This is a genomic window from Streptomyces xingningensis (assembly GCF_054957865.1).
This window is the reverse complement of the sequence record NZ_JBDJPF010000027.1, coordinates 25,886-42,462: the sequence shown is the minus strand read 5'-3', so window position 1 is coordinate 42,462 and position 16,577 is coordinate 25,886. Positions and strand designations below refer to the sequence as shown.

Sequence of the window (16,577 nt, the reverse complement as noted above, 5' to 3'; positions counted from 1 at the left end):
TGGGCACTGACCGTCAGCCCGGGCCGTTGCCGTCGTGCTCCCGGAGGAAGTCCAGGACGAGCGGGCTCGCCACCGCGCGGAACTCCTCGAAGTAGGCATGCCGGGCCCCGGGGATCAACTCCAGTCTGGCGCCCGGGATTCGGCCGGCCAGCAGGGGTGCGTTCGCGGTGGGGTTGAGGTGGTCGTCGGTGCCGTGCAGGACCAGGGTGGGGGCCTGGATGCGGGGCAGGAGGTCCCAGCCGTCGTGTTGGTTGCTGGCGATCAGGTGGTGGCGGCGGGAGTGGGGCGGCATGGCGGGGTCGCCGAGGGTGTGATGGGGGCCGGGGTGGGTGGCCGACCAGGCGGGGGTGTACATCAGGGCCAGCAGGGCTTGCCTGGACTCGGGGCCGGGCCGGGCCAGTGATCTGCGTATGGAGTCGTCGCGTTCGATGCCGTGCCGGCCGCCGGGCGAGGTGCAGCCGAGCACCAGGGCACGGACTCGGTGCGGGTGGTGGGCGGCGAGGCACTGGGCGACTCGTCCGCCCATGGAGGTGCCGTAGACATGGGCCCGGTCGATGCCGAGGTCGTCGAGCACCGCGATCACGTCCTGGGCGAAGCCTTCGGTGCTGTGGGGCTCGTCGGGCTTGTCGCTGTCGCCGGTGCCCCGGTAGTCGAGCGTGATGGTGCGGTGGGCGGGGTGGAAGTCGTCGCGGATGTGGTCCCACCAGTGGTGGGTGTTCGCCTGGCCCGCCAGCAGGACGAGCGGGGTGCCGCCGTTCCCCCGGGGCTGGTAGGCGATGCGGGTTCCGTCGGTGCTTTTGGCGTGCGGCACTTGGGTCGTCCTCTGCGAGGTGGTGGGTGGCAGGTTGGCGGGTCAAGGGCTTGACCTCAATATTACTTGACGTTTCATGCTGTTCGCATGACCTCACAGCAGCGGCAACAGCAATCGTGGCAGACGGACGAGCGGCTTCGTGCGCTCACCGATCGGGCCGACATCGAGCACCTCGTCAATGACTACCTCCGCTCACTCGACGAGCGACGGTTCGAGAGCGATGACGGCTGGGCCCGCTCCTTCTTCACCGAGGACGCATCGAGCAGGACGCCGGTCGGGGAGTTCGAAGGGGCCGAGGCACAGCTCAGCTCAACTCGCTGGGGCATGGCGCCCTTTGTGCGGACCGTGCACTTCGGGTCCAATGTCATGGTCGACCTACCGGGGGGCGACCGCGCTTCCGTGCGCTGGAACCAGCTGAGCACGCACCAGCGCAAGGAGGGCGGCGGGGACCGGGTGTTCGTCTCCGGCGGTTATGCCGAGGCCGAGTTCGTCCGGACCGGGGCGGGGTGGCGGATGCGGCGGATGGTGTTGAACATCGCATGGGTCAAGGGGGAGCCGCCGATTGTGGCGAACGCCGGGTAGCACGGGCCTACCGGGCGTCCCCCCGGCGGGCTTCCCGCCCCGCGGTGACCACATCGCTCATGCTCAGCAGGAAGCGGCGTACGGTCGCCAGCTCGGCGTCGTCGAAGGCGCCCATGGCGTCCAGCATTTCATCGACCAGCGGCTTGAAGTACGCCCAGCCCATGTCGATCGCCCGGTCCTCGACGGTCAGCAGCACTCGGCGCCGGTCGATGGTGTCACGCTCCCGGCGGACCAGGCGGAGCCGCTCCAGCCGGTCGACCAGGGCGGTGGTGGAGGCCGAGTTCAGGCCGAGTTCCCGGCCGAGCCAGCCGGGGGTGGCCTCGATGCCGGCCCGGCCGGCGTCCAGGAGGTTGATCAGGGCGCGTACGTCGGTGGGATGCAGGCCGTTGTCGTCGGCGAACTCGGCGCCGAAGATGTCGAGCTCCATCATGATCGCTCGCAGCAGATGCACCAGCCGGAGCGCGGGGTCCCGGTCGTTCATGGTGTCGCCTCCAGGCCGCAGATGTCGATTATGTCGGTAGTCGAGAGGATCGATGGTCGAGTGAGTCTAGCGTGAAGGCGGGGTCCCGGGCTTGGCTCCCCGGGTCGGCGGGTGAACTCCTCGCACCGACGGGGGCGTTGGGGGCGCCCGCGCCGCGCGGGCGGTCGCGTTAGCCTCAGTAGCCTCGGAGACAGCGTGTCTCTTGATGCGGAGGTTGCTGCAATGGCGAAAGTGACGGAGATTCCGGCATCCATGGTGGCCGCCGGCGGGCTCGTCGGCGGATATGGCGTGGCGCGGTGGACCAAGAGGCGGCCGCTGGGCGGGGTGGCGCTGGCGGCCGCCGGGACGGTGGCGGCGCGGCAGTGGGCGGCGAAGGCGGGGACCGGGAGGGCGGCGGCGCTGACCGGGCTGTATGTGGCGGCGTTCGCCGGGTCGCACCCGTTGGCCAAGAAGCTGGGCCCCTGGCCGTCGGTGTTCGCCGTGGCCGGTACGGTCGCGCTCGCCTCGTGGGCCGTGGAGCGCAAGGCCTGACCCGTGCCGGTGGGTGCGTACGCGGACGGACGTACCCATCGGTCCGCGTACGACCCGGTCGTTACTCCGACGCCTCGGTGAGGCGCGTCAGTTCGGCGCCGGTCAGCTCGAGGCCGGCCACCGCGAGCAGCGGCGGCAGCTGTTCCACCGTGCGCGCGCTGGCGAGCGGGGTGGCCACCGTGGGCTGTGCGGCGAGCCAGGCCAGGGCGACGGTGGCGAGCTCCGCGGAGTGTGCGGCGGCCACCTCGTCGAGCGCCTGCAGCACCCGGCGGCCGCGGTCCGTCTCCAGGTATTTGCCCGCGCCCTCGGCGCGGGCGCTGTCCACGGCCGTGCCCGGGCGGTACTTGCCGGTGAGGAAGCCCGAGGCCAGGGCCCAGTACGGGACGGCGGCGAGGCCGTGCCGGGCGGCGACGGCGGCGAGCTCGCCCTCATAGGTGTCGCGGGACACCAGGTTGTAGTGGGGCTGGATGGCGACGTACTTGGCGAGGCCCGCGGAGTCGGAGAACTCCAGGGCCCGGGCGAGGCGTTCGGCCGGGACATTGGAGGCGCCGATCTCGCGGACCTTGCCCTCCTTCACCAGGGTGTCGAGGGTGGCGATGTACTCCTCGACCGGCACCGACGGGTCGTCGTAGTGGGTGTAGTAGAGGTCGATGTAGTCGGTGCGCAGGCGGCGCAGGGAGTCCTCGAGCCCGGTTCGGATGGCCTGGGCGGACAGGCCGCGCTTCTCCGGGAAGCCCGCTCCGACCTTGGTGGCGATGACGACCTCGGCGCGATTGCCGCGGGCCGCGCACCAGTTGCCGATGACGGTCTCGGACTCGCCGCCGGAATTGCCGGGGACCCAGGCGGCGTAGACGTCCGCGGTGTCTATGAAGTTGCCGCCGGCTTCCGCATAGGCGTCGAGGACGGCGAAGGACTGCGGTTCGTCGGCGGTCCAGCCGAAGACATTGCCGCCGAGGGCGAGCGGGTGGACGGACAGGGCGCCGATCTTGCGGTACTTGTCGGTCATGGCTCCCATGGTTGATCGCGTACGCCGGAGCCGCCAGTCGATATCGGCGTCGCGCCGCCCTCACACACCGGACGGGCTGGAGGGCGGGATCGGGGCCGGGGCGGGCAGTGGGTCCGGGTGGACGGACAGTGGTGCGGCGATGTCCTCCAGGGAGCGGCCCTCGGCCCGGACGGCCAGGAAGGCGGCGACCACTCCGGCCAGGCACATCAGGGTGGCGCCGATCTGGAAGGCCAGGACCGTGTCGCCGACGACGCCGCTGCTGGTCAGGTCGGAGAAGAGCAGCGGACCGCTGATCCCGCCCGCCGCCGTGCCGATGGCGTAGAAGAAGGCAATGGCCATGGCCCGGGTCTCGGTGGGGAACACCTCGGAGACCGTGAGGTACGCGCTGCTCGCGCCGGCCGAGGCGAAGAAGAGGACCACGGCCCAGCAGGCGGTCAGGGTGGTGGCGTTCAGATGGTGCCCGCCGAAGAGCCCGGCGGTCACAAACAGCAGGACGCCCGACAGCAGGAAGGTCGAGGAGATCATGATGCGCCGGCCCACCGTGTCGAACAACTTTCCGAGAAAGAGGGGGCCGAGGAAGTTGCCCACCGCTATGACCGCGAAGAAGTAGCCGGTGTGGGAGGTCGAGACACCGTAGAACTTGTGCAGGATCTCCCCGAAGCCAAAGGTGATCGCGTTGTAGAGGAACGCCTGGCCGATGAAGAGGGCGAGCCCCAGGACCGCCCGCCGCCGGTAGTCGGTGAAGACGGTACGGGCGATGTCGCGGAAGCCGGTGCTCTTGCGCTGGCGGATGGTGATCCTGCCCTGGGCGGGCGGCAGGGCGGTGCCCTTCTCGGCCTCGATGCGCTCCTCGATCTGGTCGACCAGCTCTTCGGCCTCCTCGTCCCGGCCGTGGATGAAGAGCCAGCGCGGGCTCTCCGGCACCTGGCGGCGCACCAGCAGGATGACCAGCCCGAGGATCACGCCCAGCCCGAAGGTCAGCCGCCAGCCGAGGTTCTCCGGAAAGATGGCGGTGTCGAGCAGGAGTATCGACAGCAGCGAACCCGCGATGGCGCCGATCCAGAAGCTGCCGTTGATGATCAGGTCGACCCGGCCCCGGTAGCGGGCCGGGATCAGCTCGTCGACGGCCGAGTTGATGGCCGCGTACTCGCCGCCGATGCCGAAGCCGGTGAGGAAGCGGAAGGCGAAGAACCACCAGGAGGAGAACGAGAGCGCGGTCAGCGCGGTGGCACTCAGATAGACGGCGAGGGTGACCATGAAGAGCCGCTTGCGGCCGAAGCGGTCGGTCAGCCTGCCGAAGAAGAGGGCGCCCGTGCAGGCGCCCGCGACATAGAGCGCCGCCGCCAGGCCGGTGACCTGGGCGCCGGTGATGACCAGACCGCTGCCCCGCTCGGAGAGGCGGCCGGCGATGTTGCCGACCACCGTGACTTCCAGGCCGTCCAGGATCCAGACCGTGCCGAGCCCGATCACCACGGTCCAATGCCAGCGTGACCACGGCAGCCGGTCCAGGCGCGCGGGCACGGAGGTGCTGATGGTCGCGGTCGTCACATTGTCTGAGTTCCCGATCGCGCTCGGAACATTCGCGGCAAATTTCCGGAATGGGGGTGCGGGCGGAGGGCGCGGCGCGCGGTTGGCGCCGCGAGCCCCCGCCCTCCCGCGTACTACGGGCGGAGCCCCCGCGCTCGCAGCCAGGGCAGTGGATCGATCGGGTGGCCGCCACCCGGTCGGACCTCCAGGTGCAGGTGCGGGCCCGTGACATTGCCGGTGGCCCCGACGCGGCCGATGACGGTGCCGGCGGCGACCTTGCCGGAGGTGACGACCATCGACGACAGGTGGCAGAACCACAGTTCGGTGCCGTCGTCCAGGCGCAGCACTATGCGGTAGCCATAGGCGCCCGCCCACCCGGCGTGGGTGACCCGGCCGCCGCCCACGGCCCGGACCGGGGTGCCGGTCGGGGCGGCGAAGTCCTCGCCGGTGTGGCGGTGCACCCAGCGGTGTCCCGACTGGCCGAAGCCGGCGGTGAGGGTGTAGGAGGCGACGGGGAGGGTGTACCTGCCGTGGTGATGCTGCTTGCTCGAACTCTTTGTCGAGTGCGTCGAGTGCGTCGAGTGTGTCGAATGCGTCGCGTGCTGCTTGGGCTGGGTGGTGGGGTGCGGGTGGTGGGGCTTCGGCTTGGCCGGGTGGGCGGCCTGCTGCGTGGCGGCCTGCTGTGCCGCGGTCTGCGCGGCGGCCGCCATCCGCCGGGCGTCCGCCGCCGCCCGCTCCTGCGCCCGGTGCCCGGCGGCGTCGGCGGCATCGGTGGCGTCCAGGGCGGATGTCCGCTGGAACTCGGCCTGTTGGAGGATGCGGGCGCGCAGCGCCTCCCCGGCGTCCCGGGCATCCTGAGCGTCCTGGACGGCCTCCTCGGCGGGGGCGGCCGCGTCGTCGGCGTCGTCGGAAGGGGACTCTCCGGTCGGGTCCGGCACGGATATCGCCGCCGCCGGGCGTTCCTGGGCACTCGCCAGGCCGCCCGCGCCGACCGCCGCGATCATCCCGACGCCGAGCACCGCGCCGCTGCGGGCCATCGAGCCGCCGCGCTGCTTGGGAACCCGGTGCCTGCCGCGAACCGAGGGCCCCTCGGCGTCCGCCTCGGGGTCGCCCTCACCCCACGGCTCACCCCGGTAGGGCGCATCAGATGAACTGTCAGGTGAACTGTCAACGGAGATAGACCTGTTGGACGCCACGGAGGCGCTCTCCTTTCCTTCCTTCTCGCCTACCGGGTTAGCTGACGGGTTCGGAGCAGGAAGGTCTCCTACGGGCCGGACGGCCCGATGCACCCCAGGGTTGGTGGTTCCCCGGTTCCCTTGCGTGTCGTGTGGCGGGATTCGGCGACGGCAATGCGGTGCCGTCTCTTGCGACGGTTGACGACCGCACTACGTTATCGAACGTTAATAGACAGGCAGGGTGGATTCCAAGCCGAAAGCGTGAATCCATCGGCCACTTGGCAAGTCCTTGGAACGATTCCGCTTGATTGCCCATCAGGTGCTCGCCGGCCGCTTTTCGGCCCCGGCTACCTTTTGATCAAGTGCGGACCGTCGCCGCGCCGGATCGCCAACACGGCCATGTCATCCGCCGTCCGACCGCCCGCATGAGGGCGACGTCCGCCGTCAGGCGGTCGAGGAGCGTGTCCGGACTCTTGAACTGCCGCCCGCCCAGCCGTTCCTGGGGCTGGTAGAAGACACCCCGGGCGTCCCGGGCCTCGGTGACCCCGTCGGCGCAGAGGAGCAGGGTGGTCCCCGGCGGGAAGTCTCATTCCTCCACCTGGTCCGGCCGCTCCCCCAACTCCCCCAGGCCGAGCGGCGGCGCGGGCGAGCACGGCCGCGCCTCGCCGGCGGAGCCGTCCGGGTGGAGCAACAGGGGTGGCGGATGGCCTCGGTTGGCCAGGCGCAGGACGGTGGCCCCGGGGGTGTCCCGATGGGCCGGTGCCGGCCCATCCGGACACTCCTAGTCGGCGGACGGGCTGGGGGCCGCGGACCGCCGACGGGGCCGGGGGCGCCTGCCGCTCGAACCCCGGCCGCGCGACGGGCCGTTGGCGGACGTCCGGGTGCGGGTGGCCGCCGGGGCGGGGCGGGGCGCGGGCGGGGCGATGACCACCGGCACCCCGCTCGGCTCGCGCGCGCCCGTGATGCGGGCGAGCTCCGCGTCCTCCGGCTTGACCCGGGCGACATTGGGGGTGATCTTCGCCGTGGCCATCATCCGGGTCATCTCCCGCCGCTGCTCGGGGAGTACGAGCGTGACGACCGTGCCGGACTCGCCCGCGCGGGCGGTGCGGCCACCACGGTGCAGGTAGTCCTTGTGGTCCACCGGCGGGTCGATGTTGACCACCAGGTCGAGGCCGTCGATATGGATCCCGCGCGCCGCGACATTGGTCGCGATGAGTGCGGTGACCTGATCGGTGCGGAACTGCTCCAGGGTGCGGTTGCGCTGCGGCTGGCTCTTGCCGCCGTGCAGTGCGGCGGCCCGGACGCCCTCCGACAGCAGCCGCTTGGCCAGCCGGTCCGCGCCGCGCTTGGTGTCGACGAACATGATCACGCGTCCCTCGCGGGCCGCGATCCGGGTCACCGCGGCCCGCTTGGAGCTGTCGTCCATGACATGGATCAGGTGGTGGTCCATGGTGGCGACCGCGCCGACGGACGCGTCCACCGAGTGGGTCACCGGGTCGGTGAGGAAGCGGCGCACCAGGCGGTCGACGTTGCGGTCCAGGGTCGCCGAGAACAGCATCCGCTGGCCCTTCGGGGCGACCTGGTCCAGCAGCCGGGTGACCTGCGGCAGGAAGCCCATGTCGGCCATCTGGTCGGCCTCGTCGAGGACGGTGATCGCCACGTCGCCGAGCGCGCAGTCGCCGCGCTGGATGAGGTCGGCGAGCCGGCCGGGCGTGGCGACCAGCACCTCCGCGCCCCGGGCGAGCGCGTTGGCCTGGCGGCCGATGGACATGCCGCCGACCACGGTGGTCATGCGCAGCCGCACCCCGGTCGCGTACGGGGTGAGCGAGTCGGTGACCTGCTGGGCCAGCTCCCGGGTGGGGACCAGGACCAGCGCGAGCGGCCGCCGGGGCTCCGCGCGGCGGCCCGCGGTGCGGGCGAGCAGCGCCAGGCCGAAGGCCAGGGTCTTGCCGGAGCCGGTGCGGCCGCGGCCGAGGACGTCCCGGCCGGCCAGCGAGTTGGGCAGGGTCGCGGCCTGGATCGGGAAGGGCTCGGTGACGCCCTCCCGGGTCAGGGTGGCCAGCAGGGCGTCCGGCATGTCCAGCGCGGCGAAGGAGTCGGTCGGCGGAAGGGCAGGGGTGGTGGCGACGGGCGTCTCGAACTCACCCTGGACGGGTGCGGGACGGCGGCCCGACGGCTGGGCGCCACGGGAGCGGGTGGGACGGGTGGGACGGGTGGAGCGAGTCATTCGGGGACCTTCCCTCAAGGGGTGGCACGCCCGATGGGGAGGCTCCGACGATCCGGGTGAGCCTGGGCGCGCAGTGCGGGGGCAGCAATGGGGCACGCACCTCAGGTGCGCGCCCCATTGCCGGTGCGGCCGCGAGGCCGCGAGGTTCGTCAGATACCGACGATGTTCTCCGCCTGCAGGCCCTTCTGGCCCTGGGTGACATCGAAGGAAACCTTCTGGCCCTCGAGCAGCTCACGGAAGCCGTTGGAGGCGATGTTCGAGTAGTGGGCGAAGACGTCGGGGCCGCCGCCGTCCTGCTCGATGAAGCCGAAGCCCTTTTCCGAGTTGAACCACTTAACGGTGCCAGTAGCCATGTCTATATCTCCTTAATGGGATGGGCCCCATACCGGAACAGACCGGCTAAAAACAAAAATGCGCCTTCGGCTACATAACCGAGGCGCACACGAGTTCATGGGTACCACAACTGCAACTTGCACGACCGTAACACGGTTCGGCGGCCCCCCGTAACCCCCGCCGACCCGCTCGCCCGGTGACCTGTGTCACTTCCCCTGAAGCTCCCCCGTGACCCGACACCCGGCTATAACTCGACGCCCAGCGCCCGGGCGTGCCGGTCCGCCGCGACCTCGGCGTCGGCCTCGTCGAGATAGACCTCGCAGACCAGCCGCCCATCGGCGGTCATGTTGTGCTCCAGCTCCCAGAGACTGACCTCGCCGCCGCCCGCCAGCAGGAACGCGTGCTCATAGAAGCGGCACCAGGTGGCGTCCCGTCCAGGGCCGCGCCGCCGGGGCTTGGTGATCAGCGCGATGTGGTGGCCCAGCGCACTCTGGAGGAGTTCGCTGACCACCTCGCCCGGCCCGTCCTGGTTCTCCGCCCGGCGCAGCAGCCGCCGGGCGTGGTCGGGCGAGGCCTCGGAGACGTACTCCCGGCGGGGACGGGTGGGCCCCATCGCGAGCAGCAGCTCCTCGGCGAGCCAGGCGGGCAGCTCCTCGTCCTCGCTGCCGGGGCCGATGCCACCGCCGATCCGCTCATGGACCCGGCGCTCGGCCTCGTCCAGCGCATCCTCGTGTGCGTACAGCTCATAGAGGAAGCGCTCACGCGGGCCGGTGTCGTGCTCCAGCTCGTACAGCAGCAGGCTGCTGCCGTCGGCGAGCAGGAAGATGTGCCGGTAGGTGTTGCACTTCAGCGGCCGCGCCTCGTCATTGCGCTGGCGGTACGAGCGGAGCTCCGACTGGTGCATCAGCGCGGTGCGCAGCCGGTCGAGCACCGGCTCGTCGATCTCGAACCCGTTCTGGGCCCGTTTCAGCAGCTCCGCGACCTGTTCGGCGGGCGTCGGGTCACCCCGGCCCGGTGCTCCGCCACTGCTCTCGCCCCCACCCGTCTGCATCTGCTCCATGCCCCTCGACCTCCCGGCCTTCGCCACACCCTCCCCGCGCACTTACCGTAGCGGCGCGAACACCGGGCAGGGGTGGGGTTTCCACCAACTGGCGTGAAGGCCCGGTTTCCGGTGAACGCGCGGGCGGCGGGCCCCGGACCTACAGTCGAAGGCGTGTGCTCGGTTCATCGGTATTGACCGGAGGAGACCGCCTTGTCCGCCACATCCCCCTTGTCCCCCTTGTCTCCCGAAGAACTCACCGACCCCACCGCTCGTACCGTCGTCACCGCCATGCGGGACGGCGACCGCGACGCCTTCTACGGCGCCTTCGCGGAGGGTGCCGCGCTCTCCGACGACGGCAGCCTGCGGGACCTGCGGACCTGGGCGGAGTGCGAGGTGTTCACCGCGCACGGCCGGCTGGAGATCCGCGAGGAGCGGCAGAACGGCCGGTATCTGCTCGGCCGGTTCCACTCGGACCGGGGGGACCTGCCGGCCGCCTTCTGGCACTTCCAGATCAGCGGCGGGAAGGTCACCCGGATGGATGTGGGACAGGCACCGTAATTCCGGCCGCCCGGGAAGCCCCGATGTATGCATCCGGAGAAATCGTGTTGGCCGATACCGGACAGGCGATCCGGGCCCCGGCATCCCTCGTGGACCTGCGGATACGTCCGGCCGTACGGCGGATGTCCGTTCGGAGAACCCGGCGCAAAGGCGTCAAGGTTGGGTCAAGTAGTTGCGTCATTATGCAAGTACAGGTCTATGCTGCAGGTGGTTCGAAAATCAGGAGGCACCTCGTTCGGTGAGGCGTCTGCACGGACACAGGCCACTGACCCCACGACGTCGAGAGACGCCCAGGTTCAGGACAGGTCTCCCCGGCCTAAGGGGTGACCCCAAGTGGCTTCCCCGAGAAGGGGATTACGCCGTGGAGTGCCAAAGCTCTGACGAGTAGGGGTGAACCGGTCCCAGGGGTCGGTCCGCTCCTTGCCGTGTCGTTCGGCGCCCGCGTGCGCCCCGGCCGGGAGGAGGCGAGAGATATGGATGGCAGCTGCAGTAGTCCGGGCCACAGTCGGCCCCGCATCCGAATGTCCTCGTTGACCTCCGGTACGCGGTAACCACCTTCCCTGCGCGCTCTTCGCGTCACAGACCTGGCACCCGTGCGGCCTCATGCCGCCCCGGGCCCTTGGGCTGCACGCACGCAGGGGGGATAGCTGCTGCGTGCCCCACACCTCCCCCGACGGGGGACCCGGGAGGCTTGTCATGACCGACACGATCACCACCCCCAGCATGGGCCCGGCGCCGCGCGCCGCCGTGCTGGACGACGCGCATGTCGGAGACATCCGCGGCGCGCTCGGCACCATCAAGCTGGGCGACAACGCCCCGCGCAAGGGGCTCTCCGCCAAGTTCAAGACGCTGCTCGCGATCATCGGCCCCGGCCTGATCGTGATGGTCGGCGACAACGACGCCGGCGCCTTCGACACCTATGGCCAGGCCGGCCAGAACTACGGCACCAGCCTGCTGTGGACGCTGCTGCTGCTCGTCCCCGTGCTGTATGTCAACCAGGAGATGGTGCTGCGGCTGGGCGCGGTCACCGGCGTGGGGCACGCCCGGCTGATCCTGGAGCGGTTCGGGAAGTTCTGGGGCGCGTTCTCCGTGATCGACCTCTTCCTGCTCAACGCCCTTACGATCATTACCGAGTTCATCGGCGTCACCCTTGCCGTCGGCTACCTCGGACTGCCCAAGACGCTGAGCGTGCTGGTGGCGGCGGGAGTGGTCATCATGGCCGCGACCACCGGATCGTTCCGGCGCTTCGAGCGCACCGCGGTACTGCTGTGCGCGGGCTCGCTGTTGCTCATCCCGATCTACTTCATGATCCACCCGAGCACCGGGACGATGGCCCAGGACTTCGTCGTCCCCGGCATGCCACACGACTCCAAGCTCTCCGATGTCATGCTGCTGATCATCGCGATCGTCGGCACCACCGTGGCCCCCTGGCAGCTCTTCTTCCAGCAGTCGTATGTCATCGACAAGCGCATCACCCCGCGCTTCATGAAGTACGAGAAGGCCGACCTGTGGATCGGCATCGTGGTGGTGATCCTCGGCGCCGCCGCCATGATCGGCTTCACCGCGGCGACCTTCTCCGGCACCGACGGCTTCGGCAACTTCGATGATGCGTCGGGCATCGCCAAGGGCCTGGAGGCCCACGCGGGCAAGCTGGCCGGCGTCCTGTTCGCCATCGCCCTGCTGGACGCCTCGATCATCGGCGCCTCGGCCGTCTCACTGTCCACCGCCTATGCGCTCGGTGACGTACTCGGCCTCAAGCACTCCCTGCACCGCGGGGTGCGCGGCGCCAAGGGCTTCTACGCGATCTTCGCCGGGGTCATCCTGACCGCCGCGGTCATCGTGATCATCCCGGGCTCCCCGCTCGGCCTGATCACCACCGGCGTACAGACCCTCGCCGGAGTGCTGCTGCCCTCCGCGACCGTCTTCCTGCTGCTGCTCTGCAACGACAAGGCCGTCCTCGGCCCCTGGGTCAACGGCCGCTGGACCAACGCCTTCACCTCGCTGGTCGTCGGCGTCCTGGTCGCCCTGTCCATCATCCTGACCGCCTCGGTGGCCTTCCCCGACATCACCTCCGGCGCCATCCTCGACATCATGGCCATCTGCGGGGTCGCAGGCCTCCTGGCCATCGGCTACGCGGAGGTCCGCCGCCGGCGCAAGGGCTGGGCCCTCGCCGCCCCGGTCGACCGCACGGGCAAGGAGACCTGGCGGATGCCGCCGCTCGACGAACTGTCCACGCCGGTCATGTCCACCGGCCGCAAGATCGGCATGTCCGCCCTGCGCGTCTACCTGGTCGCCGCCATGGTCCTGGTGATCATCCACGTCGTCCAGCTGGCCCGGGGCCAGGGCTGATCAGCCGGGGCGGGACGGTGCGGAGGGTCGCCCGCCGTCCCGCCCCTCAACAACCGGAATCCCACCGGACGTTCCGACGAACGCGAAGGAGGCCCCGACCATGCGCCTCGCACACCGCCTCAGCCGGCCCGCCACCGCCCGCACCGGCCGCCTCGCGGCCCCGTCCCCCGCCGCCGCGACCGCCTGCCCCCGCGTACGCCTCGCCCTGCACGACGGCACCGAACGCACCTATCTGCTGCACGACCCGCGCACCTGCCCGCGCGACATCGACCGGCACACCGCCGCCTACGACCAGCGCGTCCACCTCGCCTATGTGCTGGCCCAACAGGGCCATGACGCGCGCTGGCTGGCCGACTTCGCCGATCTCCCGCTGCCCGCCGCGCAGCGCATCACCGAGGCCGCCGCACACCCTTAGGGCCCGGCGCCGCCCGTCCCGCTCTCCTCGCTCCGCACCGATCCACCCTTCACGGAGGTGATTTCGCATGTCCGTCTTCACCCTGCACCACCACGTCCGCTACACCCCGGCCGATGCGCACGGCTCCCTGCGCGGCGCCATACGCGCCCTCTTCACCGGTGCCTCCCGGGTCACCGGGCGCATCGCCGACGGTGCCGTCGACAGCCCCGTCCTGCGCTCGCTCGGCGCCCCCGCACCGGTGCGCCCCGAGCCGCCGGTCAGGGCCGTACGGACGCGGCCGGTACCCCCGGCGGCGGCCGCCCGCCCCCGCGCCCACTGGCAGGCCGCCATCGGCGAGGACGGGCGGCGGCACCTCGAAGCGGCCTGGCACCCGGAGATCTGACCGCCCCGGCACCACCCCCGGCACGCCCCGGCACCACCTCGGCACGCCCCTCCGCACGACAAGGAGCCCCGATATGACCCTGCACTACCCGCGGGCCATCCGCAGGCACTGCCCCAACCCGGCCGATCCGCAGGCCCCTTCGCTCTCCACGCCCGTCCGGACCGCACCGCCCGCCCGGACCCCCGAAACTGCCCGGACCCCCGAACCCGCTCCCAGAGGGCTCGTCATCGACCACGAGCGCCGCCACGCCGCGGCGGGCGACCGCGAACTCAGGCTCACCTTCATGGAGTTCGAGCTCCTCTCCCACCTGGTCTCCCGCCCGCTCCAGGTGCACACCCGGCGCCAGCTGCTGGCCTCCGTGTGGGGGCCCACCTCGGTGGGCGGCGGGCGCACCGTGGACGTCCACATAGCCCGGCTGCGCAGCAAGCTCGGGCCGGAGTACCGCAATGTCATCACGACCGTACGGCAGGTCGGATACGCCTACGACCCGGCCAGGGCCGCCGCCTGAGCCACCCCGTCAAGGAGGTCCGTCATGCGCTTCGTACCCCTCTCCCGCGTGCGGGCTGTCCGGGCCAGGAAGGCCGAAGCCCCGCCCGCGCACGCCACCTTGCACGCCCGCTGCGAGGCCGCCGCGGAGGCCAAGGTGCGCGCCCTGTGCATCCTCACCCTCACCACGACCGGCGCACACCTCCTCGCCTTCGACAGCAACCCGCAGGGCGACGGCACCGTACTGATGCGGCTGACCCTCGCGCTGGACGGCCCCTCCTCGGGGCCGCTGGAGGAGCTGGTCTCCCAGCTTTCACACGACAACGGGGTGCGCGAACTGCGCTGGCGGGTGGACGATCCATGGAAGGCCGTCGCCTGATCCACCGGACACCCCCAGCCGAACCGACCGACCGGAGAAGAGAAATGAGCACCGAGTTCAGCTTCGCAGGGCTGCATCACGTCCAGTTGGCGATCCCCCCGGGCGGCGAGCAGCTGTGCCGCGAGTTCTGGGGAGGTGTGCTGGGCATGACGGAGCTGACGAAGCCCGCCGAGCTGGCGGCCCGTGGCGGCTGCTGGTTCCGGGGCGGCAATCTGGAGGTCCACCTGGGGGTGCAGCCGGACTTCGCCCCCGCCCGCAAGGCCCACCCGGGCATTCTGGTGCACTCGCTGCACGACCTCGGCGAGCGGCTGGAGGCGGCCGGCCACGAGGTGACCTGGGACGACAACTTCCCCGGCTTCAACCGCTTCCACGCCTTCGACAAGCTGGGCAACCGGCTGGAGTTCCTGGAGCCGCGCAACTCCTTCTGATCACCCCGTCTCCGCGACGGCGCCCTCCCCCTCCGGCAGGGCCGCCCCGGCCCACCACCCCGCCAGCGCCCCGGCGGACAGCAGTACACCGGCTCCCACGAACGCCATCGCGGGGGCCGCTTCCACGGCCACCGGCAACAGCAGCATCCCCGCCAGGCCCGCCGTGCGGACGGCCGTCTGCTCCACCGTCAACAGGTGCAGCCGGACGGCCGGATCGAAGCGCGACAGATGTGCGCGGAGGGTGACCGCGGTCACCGGGAACAACAGCCCGCCGGCCGCGCACAGGGCGACCACGGCGGTCAGCGAGGCGGCCACCCCGAGCCCGGCCAGGAACAGCCCGGAGGCCGCCCAGGCCGCGCAATAGACGCCCAGCCACGGCCAGTTGGCCGAGAGGCCGACGGTCAGCAGATTGCCCAGCAGCGCACCGGCGGCCGTCGCGGCCAGCGTCAGGCCGTAACCCGCGGCGCCCTGGCCCAGCCGGGTCGCCAGCAGGGGTGGCAGGCCCACGGTGGACACCGTCCCGACGAACTGCGCCACCGCGTGCACGGCGATGGCGGCCACCGCCTTCCGGTGCTCCCTCGACAGCGGCCGGGAGCGCGGGGACGCGGGCGGCTCCGCCGGCCGGGCCACCGGACAACGGCGGCCCAGCCAGCCGAGCGCGGCGGCCGACACGGCGAAGGTGAGCCCGTCGATGGCGAACAGCTGGATCTCCGGGACCAGCAACAGCAGTGCGCCGACGCTCCCTTGGCCCACCACGGCGGCGATCCGCGCAGTGAGGTCGAACAGGCCGCTCAGCCGCTGGACGTCCGCCTCGCCCGCGAGGCGCGGGAGGAGCGCGCCGAGGTTGGGGTCGAAGACCGCGCCCAGGGTGCCGAGCAGCAGCACCAGGGCCAGGAGCGTGACAAAGCCAGTCAGGTCCGGCGACCACAGCAGCGGTACGGCCACCGCGATCGCGGCCCGGGCCGCGTCCACCCGGGCCAGCCGGCGCCAGCGCGCAAAGCGGGCGATGACCGATCCGGCTCCGCCGAGGACCACATACGGCACGGACTCGGCCACCGCGACCAGCCCCATGAGCGAGGCCGAGCCCGTCGCCTGGTACACCACCCACATGGTGGCCAGCGCATACAGCCGGTCGCCCAGCACCGAGAGGGTCATCGACAGCCACAGCACACGCAGCGGCCGGTGGCGGAGCAGCCGTATATACCCCATGACGGGTGGGTCTCCAGGTGTTACGGGGGCGGGTCCGCCACCCTAGGGCGGGGCTTGACGGCCATCTCCGGCATATGCCCGCGTACCTGGCTCGCGATCACTCGCATGGGTTGCGTTGGCCAAGGGTTGGCGGGAGTCTTCGTCCCGGCCCCGCGGCGAGAACCCCTACCGCACCACCACCGTGACCTTCCACGGAATCACGACCTGCGGGCACAGATACCCGGGATCGGGAATGCATCTCTGCAGGGAGCTGATGTCCGAGACCCCCGAGGCCCCCGCCTCGAACTCCCCGAGCGCATCCCCGTTCGGCAACACGCTCCCCAGCGTCCGGTTGAGCACCCCGGCCGCGTCGGCCTTCGGCACGCTCCACGCCCAGGTCGCCCCACCGCCCTGGGAGCCCTTGAGGATCACCCGGAACGTGTCCCCGGCCTGCGCGCCCAGCACCCGCCCGTTGTCCTCGTTCGAGAGCGTGATCGCCATCACCGCCGGCCGATGAACGCTCGGCGCCGCGAACGCCGACCCCGACACCGGTGCCAGCACCGCCACGGCGGCCATCAACACCACACCCACCGCAAGCGACTTCGAAGTCCTCATCGTCCCTCCTCGACCGTTCGGCCAACGATTACCGGGGCATTCCTACACCTCTCCGGCACCCA

19 protein-coding genes, 1 pseudogene and 2 riboswitches are annotated in these 16,577 nt (G+C 71.2%); of the genes and pseudogenes, 9 read left to right on the top strand and 11 right to left on the bottom strand.

The window, feature by feature from the left end:
- Nucleotides 1-13: 13 nt before the first annotated feature.
- Nucleotides 14-811: an alpha/beta fold hydrolase gene (locus ABCR83_RS16260; RefSeq protein ID WP_462695724.1), complete on the bottom strand. Its 798-nt coding sequence runs from the start codon at nucleotides 809-811 to the stop codon at nucleotides 14-16.
- An 87-nt stretch (nucleotides 812-898) separates the two neighbouring features.
- Between ABCR83_RS16260 and ABCR83_RS16255 the strand changes: the two genes are divergently transcribed.
- The gene (locus tag ABCR83_RS16255; RefSeq protein WP_462695723.1) at nucleotides 899-1,393 is read left to right on the top strand and encodes a nuclear transport factor 2 family protein; all 495 of its coding nucleotides are present in this window, start codon (nucleotides 899-901) and stop codon (nucleotides 1,391-1,393) included.
- A gap of 7 nt (nucleotides 1,394-1,400) precedes the next feature.
- Here ABCR83_RS16255 and ABCR83_RS16250 read toward each other — a convergent pair whose 3' ends face one another.
- On the bottom strand, nucleotides 1,401-1,874 hold the full coding sequence (locus ABCR83_RS16250; protein WP_462695722.1) for a MarR family transcriptional regulator: 474 nt from the start codon (nucleotides 1,872-1,874) through the stop codon (nucleotides 1,401-1,403).
- Nucleotides 1,875-2,096: 222 nt separating this feature from the next.
- Between ABCR83_RS16250 and ABCR83_RS16245 the strand changes: the two genes are divergently transcribed.
- Nucleotides 2,097-2,405: a hypothetical protein gene (locus ABCR83_RS16245; RefSeq protein ID WP_462695721.1), complete on the top strand. Its 309-nt coding sequence runs from the start codon at nucleotides 2,097-2,099 to the stop codon at nucleotides 2,403-2,405.
- 61 nt (nucleotides 2,406-2,466) lie between these two features.
- Here the strand turns inward: ABCR83_RS16245 and ABCR83_RS16240 are convergent, their stop codons facing one another.
- The 7 genes and pseudogenes from ABCR83_RS16240 to ABCR83_RS16210 form a co-directional block, all read right to left on the bottom strand.
- Nucleotides 2,467-3,411 (bottom strand): aldo/keto reductase, encoded by a 945-nt coding sequence (locus ABCR83_RS16240; RefSeq protein ID WP_462695720.1) that lies wholly within the window; start codon nucleotides 3,409-3,411, stop codon nucleotides 2,467-2,469.
- A gap of 60 nt (nucleotides 3,412-3,471) precedes the next feature.
- Nucleotides 3,472-4,959 carry an MFS transporter gene (locus ABCR83_RS16235; RefSeq protein WP_462695719.1) on the bottom strand — a complete coding sequence of 496 codons (1,488 nt, stop codon included), beginning with the start codon at nucleotides 4,957-4,959 and terminating at the stop codon, nucleotides 3,472-3,474.
- Between the two features lie 113 nt (nucleotides 4,960-5,072).
- Nucleotides 5,073-6,134 (bottom strand): M23 family metallopeptidase, encoded by a 1,062-nt coding sequence (locus ABCR83_RS16230; protein WP_462695718.1) that lies wholly within the window; start codon nucleotides 6,132-6,134, stop codon nucleotides 5,073-5,075.
- Nucleotides 6,135-6,145: 11 nt separating this feature from the next.
- Nucleotides 6,146-6,291, bottom strand: a riboswitch (cyclic di-AMP (ydaO/yuaA leader).
- Nucleotides 6,292-6,471: 180 nt separating this feature from the next.
- Nucleotides 6,472-6,804, bottom strand: a pseudogene (locus ABCR83_RS16225) (SpoIIE family protein phosphatase).
- A 90-nt stretch (nucleotides 6,805-6,894) separates the two neighbouring features.
- Nucleotides 6,895-8,340 (bottom strand): DEAD/DEAH box helicase, encoded by a 1,446-nt coding sequence (locus tag ABCR83_RS16220; protein ID WP_462695717.1) that lies wholly within the window; start codon nucleotides 8,338-8,340, stop codon nucleotides 6,895-6,897.
- Nucleotides 8,341-8,489: 149 nt separating this feature from the next.
- Complete coding sequence (locus ABCR83_RS16215; RefSeq protein ID WP_362076175.1) at nucleotides 8,490-8,693, bottom strand: cold-shock protein; 204 nt, start codon at nucleotides 8,691-8,693, stop codon at nucleotides 8,490-8,492.
- Nucleotides 8,694-8,917: 224 nt separating this feature from the next.
- Nucleotides 8,918-9,733 carry a DUF6227 family protein gene (locus ABCR83_RS16210; protein ID WP_462695716.1) on the bottom strand — a complete coding sequence of 272 codons (816 nt, stop codon included), beginning with the start codon at nucleotides 9,731-9,733 and terminating at the stop codon, nucleotides 8,918-8,920.
- A gap of 192 nt (nucleotides 9,734-9,925) precedes the next feature.
- Between ABCR83_RS16210 and ABCR83_RS16205 the strand changes: the two genes are divergently transcribed.
- The 7 genes from ABCR83_RS16205 (at nucleotide 9,926) to ABCR83_RS16175 (ending at nucleotide 14,712) form a co-directional block, all read left to right on the top strand.
- The gene (locus ABCR83_RS16205) at nucleotides 9,926-10,273 is read left to right on the top strand and encodes a nuclear transport factor 2 family protein (RefSeq protein WP_462695715.1); all 348 of its coding nucleotides are present in this window, start codon (nucleotides 9,926-9,928) and stop codon (nucleotides 10,271-10,273) included.
- A 223-nt stretch (nucleotides 10,274-10,496) separates the two neighbouring features.
- Nucleotides 10,497-10,670, top strand: a riboswitch (M-box (ykoK) riboswitch).
- Between the two features lie 299 nt (nucleotides 10,671-10,969).
- A complete protein-coding gene (locus ABCR83_RS16200) occupies nucleotides 10,970-12,622 on the top strand; it encodes an NRAMP family divalent metal transporter (RefSeq protein ID WP_462695714.1) in 1,653 nt (550 codons plus the stop codon).
- Between the two features lie 100 nt (nucleotides 12,623-12,722).
- Entirely contained in the window at nucleotides 12,723-13,037 is a 315-nt protein-coding gene (locus tag ABCR83_RS16195) for a hypothetical protein (protein WP_462695713.1), read from the top strand.
- 67 nt (nucleotides 13,038-13,104) lie between these two features.
- Nucleotides 13,105-13,419 (top strand): hypothetical protein, encoded by a 315-nt coding sequence (locus tag ABCR83_RS16190; RefSeq protein WP_462695712.1) that lies wholly within the window; start codon nucleotides 13,105-13,107, stop codon nucleotides 13,417-13,419.
- Nucleotides 13,420-13,492: 73 nt separating this feature from the next.
- Entirely contained in the window at nucleotides 13,493-13,927 is a 435-nt protein-coding gene (locus tag ABCR83_RS16185; RefSeq protein WP_462695711.1) for a winged helix-turn-helix domain-containing protein, read from the top strand.
- 24 nt (nucleotides 13,928-13,951) lie between these two features.
- Nucleotides 13,952-14,284, top strand: a complete 333-nt coding sequence (locus tag ABCR83_RS16180; protein ID WP_462695710.1) for a hypothetical protein — start codon at nucleotides 13,952-13,954, stop codon at nucleotides 14,282-14,284.
- Between the two features lie 44 nt (nucleotides 14,285-14,328).
- A complete protein-coding gene (locus ABCR83_RS16175) occupies nucleotides 14,329-14,712 on the top strand; it encodes a VOC family protein (protein ID WP_462695709.1) in 384 nt (127 codons plus the stop codon).
- On the opposite strand, the gene ABCR83_RS16170 is transcribed toward ABCR83_RS16175, so the two are convergent.
- On the bottom strand, nucleotides 14,713-15,921 hold the full coding sequence (locus ABCR83_RS16170) for an MFS transporter (RefSeq protein WP_462695708.1): 1,209 nt from the start codon (nucleotides 15,919-15,921) through the stop codon (nucleotides 14,713-14,715).
- A 165-nt stretch (nucleotides 15,922-16,086) separates the two neighbouring features.
- Complete coding sequence (locus tag ABCR83_RS16165) at nucleotides 16,087-16,515, bottom strand: hypothetical protein (protein WP_462695707.1); 429 nt, start codon at nucleotides 16,513-16,515, stop codon at nucleotides 16,087-16,089.
- Nucleotides 16,516-16,577: the final 62 nt, after the last annotated feature.

Coding starts and splice junctions, on each gene's coding strand:
- ABCR83_RS16255 (WP_462695723.1), top strand. CDS start 899: ATGACCTCACAGCAGCGGCAACAGCAATCGTGGCAGACGGACGAGCGG.
- ABCR83_RS16250 (WP_462695722.1), bottom strand. CDS start 1,874: ATGAACGACCGGGACCCCGCGCTCCGGCTGGTGCATCTGCTGCGAGCG.
- ABCR83_RS16245 (WP_462695721.1), top strand. CDS start 2,097: ATGGCGAAAGTGACGGAGATTCCGGCATCCATGGTGGCCGCCGGCGGG.
- ABCR83_RS16240 (WP_462695720.1), bottom strand. CDS start 3,411: ATGACCGACAAGTACCGCAAGATCGGCGCCCTGTCCGTCCACCCGCTC.
- ABCR83_RS16220 (WP_462695717.1), bottom strand. CDS start 8,340: ATGACTCGCTCCACCCGTCCCACCCGTCCCACCCGCTCCCGTGGCGCC.
- ABCR83_RS16215 (WP_362076175.1), bottom strand. CDS start 8,693: ATGGCTACTGGCACCGTTAAGTGGTTCAACTCGGAAAAGGGCTTCGGC.
- ABCR83_RS16210 (WP_462695716.1), bottom strand. CDS start 9,733: ATGGAGCAGATGCAGACGGGTGGGGGCGAGAGCAGTGGCGGAGCACCG.
- ABCR83_RS16200 (WP_462695714.1), top strand. CDS start 10,970: ATGACCGACACGATCACCACCCCCAGCATGGGCCCGGCGCCGCGCGCC.
- ABCR83_RS16195 (WP_462695713.1), top strand. CDS start 12,723: ATGCGCCTCGCACACCGCCTCAGCCGGCCCGCCACCGCCCGCACCGGC.
- ABCR83_RS16190 (WP_462695712.1), top strand. CDS start 13,105: ATGTCCGTCTTCACCCTGCACCACCACGTCCGCTACACCCCGGCCGAT.
- ABCR83_RS16185 (WP_462695711.1), top strand. CDS start 13,493: ATGACCCTGCACTACCCGCGGGCCATCCGCAGGCACTGCCCCAACCCG.
- ABCR83_RS16180 (WP_462695710.1), top strand. CDS start 13,952: ATGCGCTTCGTACCCCTCTCCCGCGTGCGGGCTGTCCGGGCCAGGAAG.
- ABCR83_RS16175 (WP_462695709.1), top strand. CDS start 14,329: ATGAGCACCGAGTTCAGCTTCGCAGGGCTGCATCACGTCCAGTTGGCG.
- ABCR83_RS16170 (WP_462695708.1), bottom strand. CDS start 15,921: ATGGGGTATATACGGCTGCTCCGCCACCGGCCGCTGCGTGTGCTGTGG.
- ABCR83_RS16165 (WP_462695707.1), bottom strand. CDS start 16,515: ATGAGGACTTCGAAGTCGCTTGCGGTGGGTGTGGTGTTGATGGCCGCC.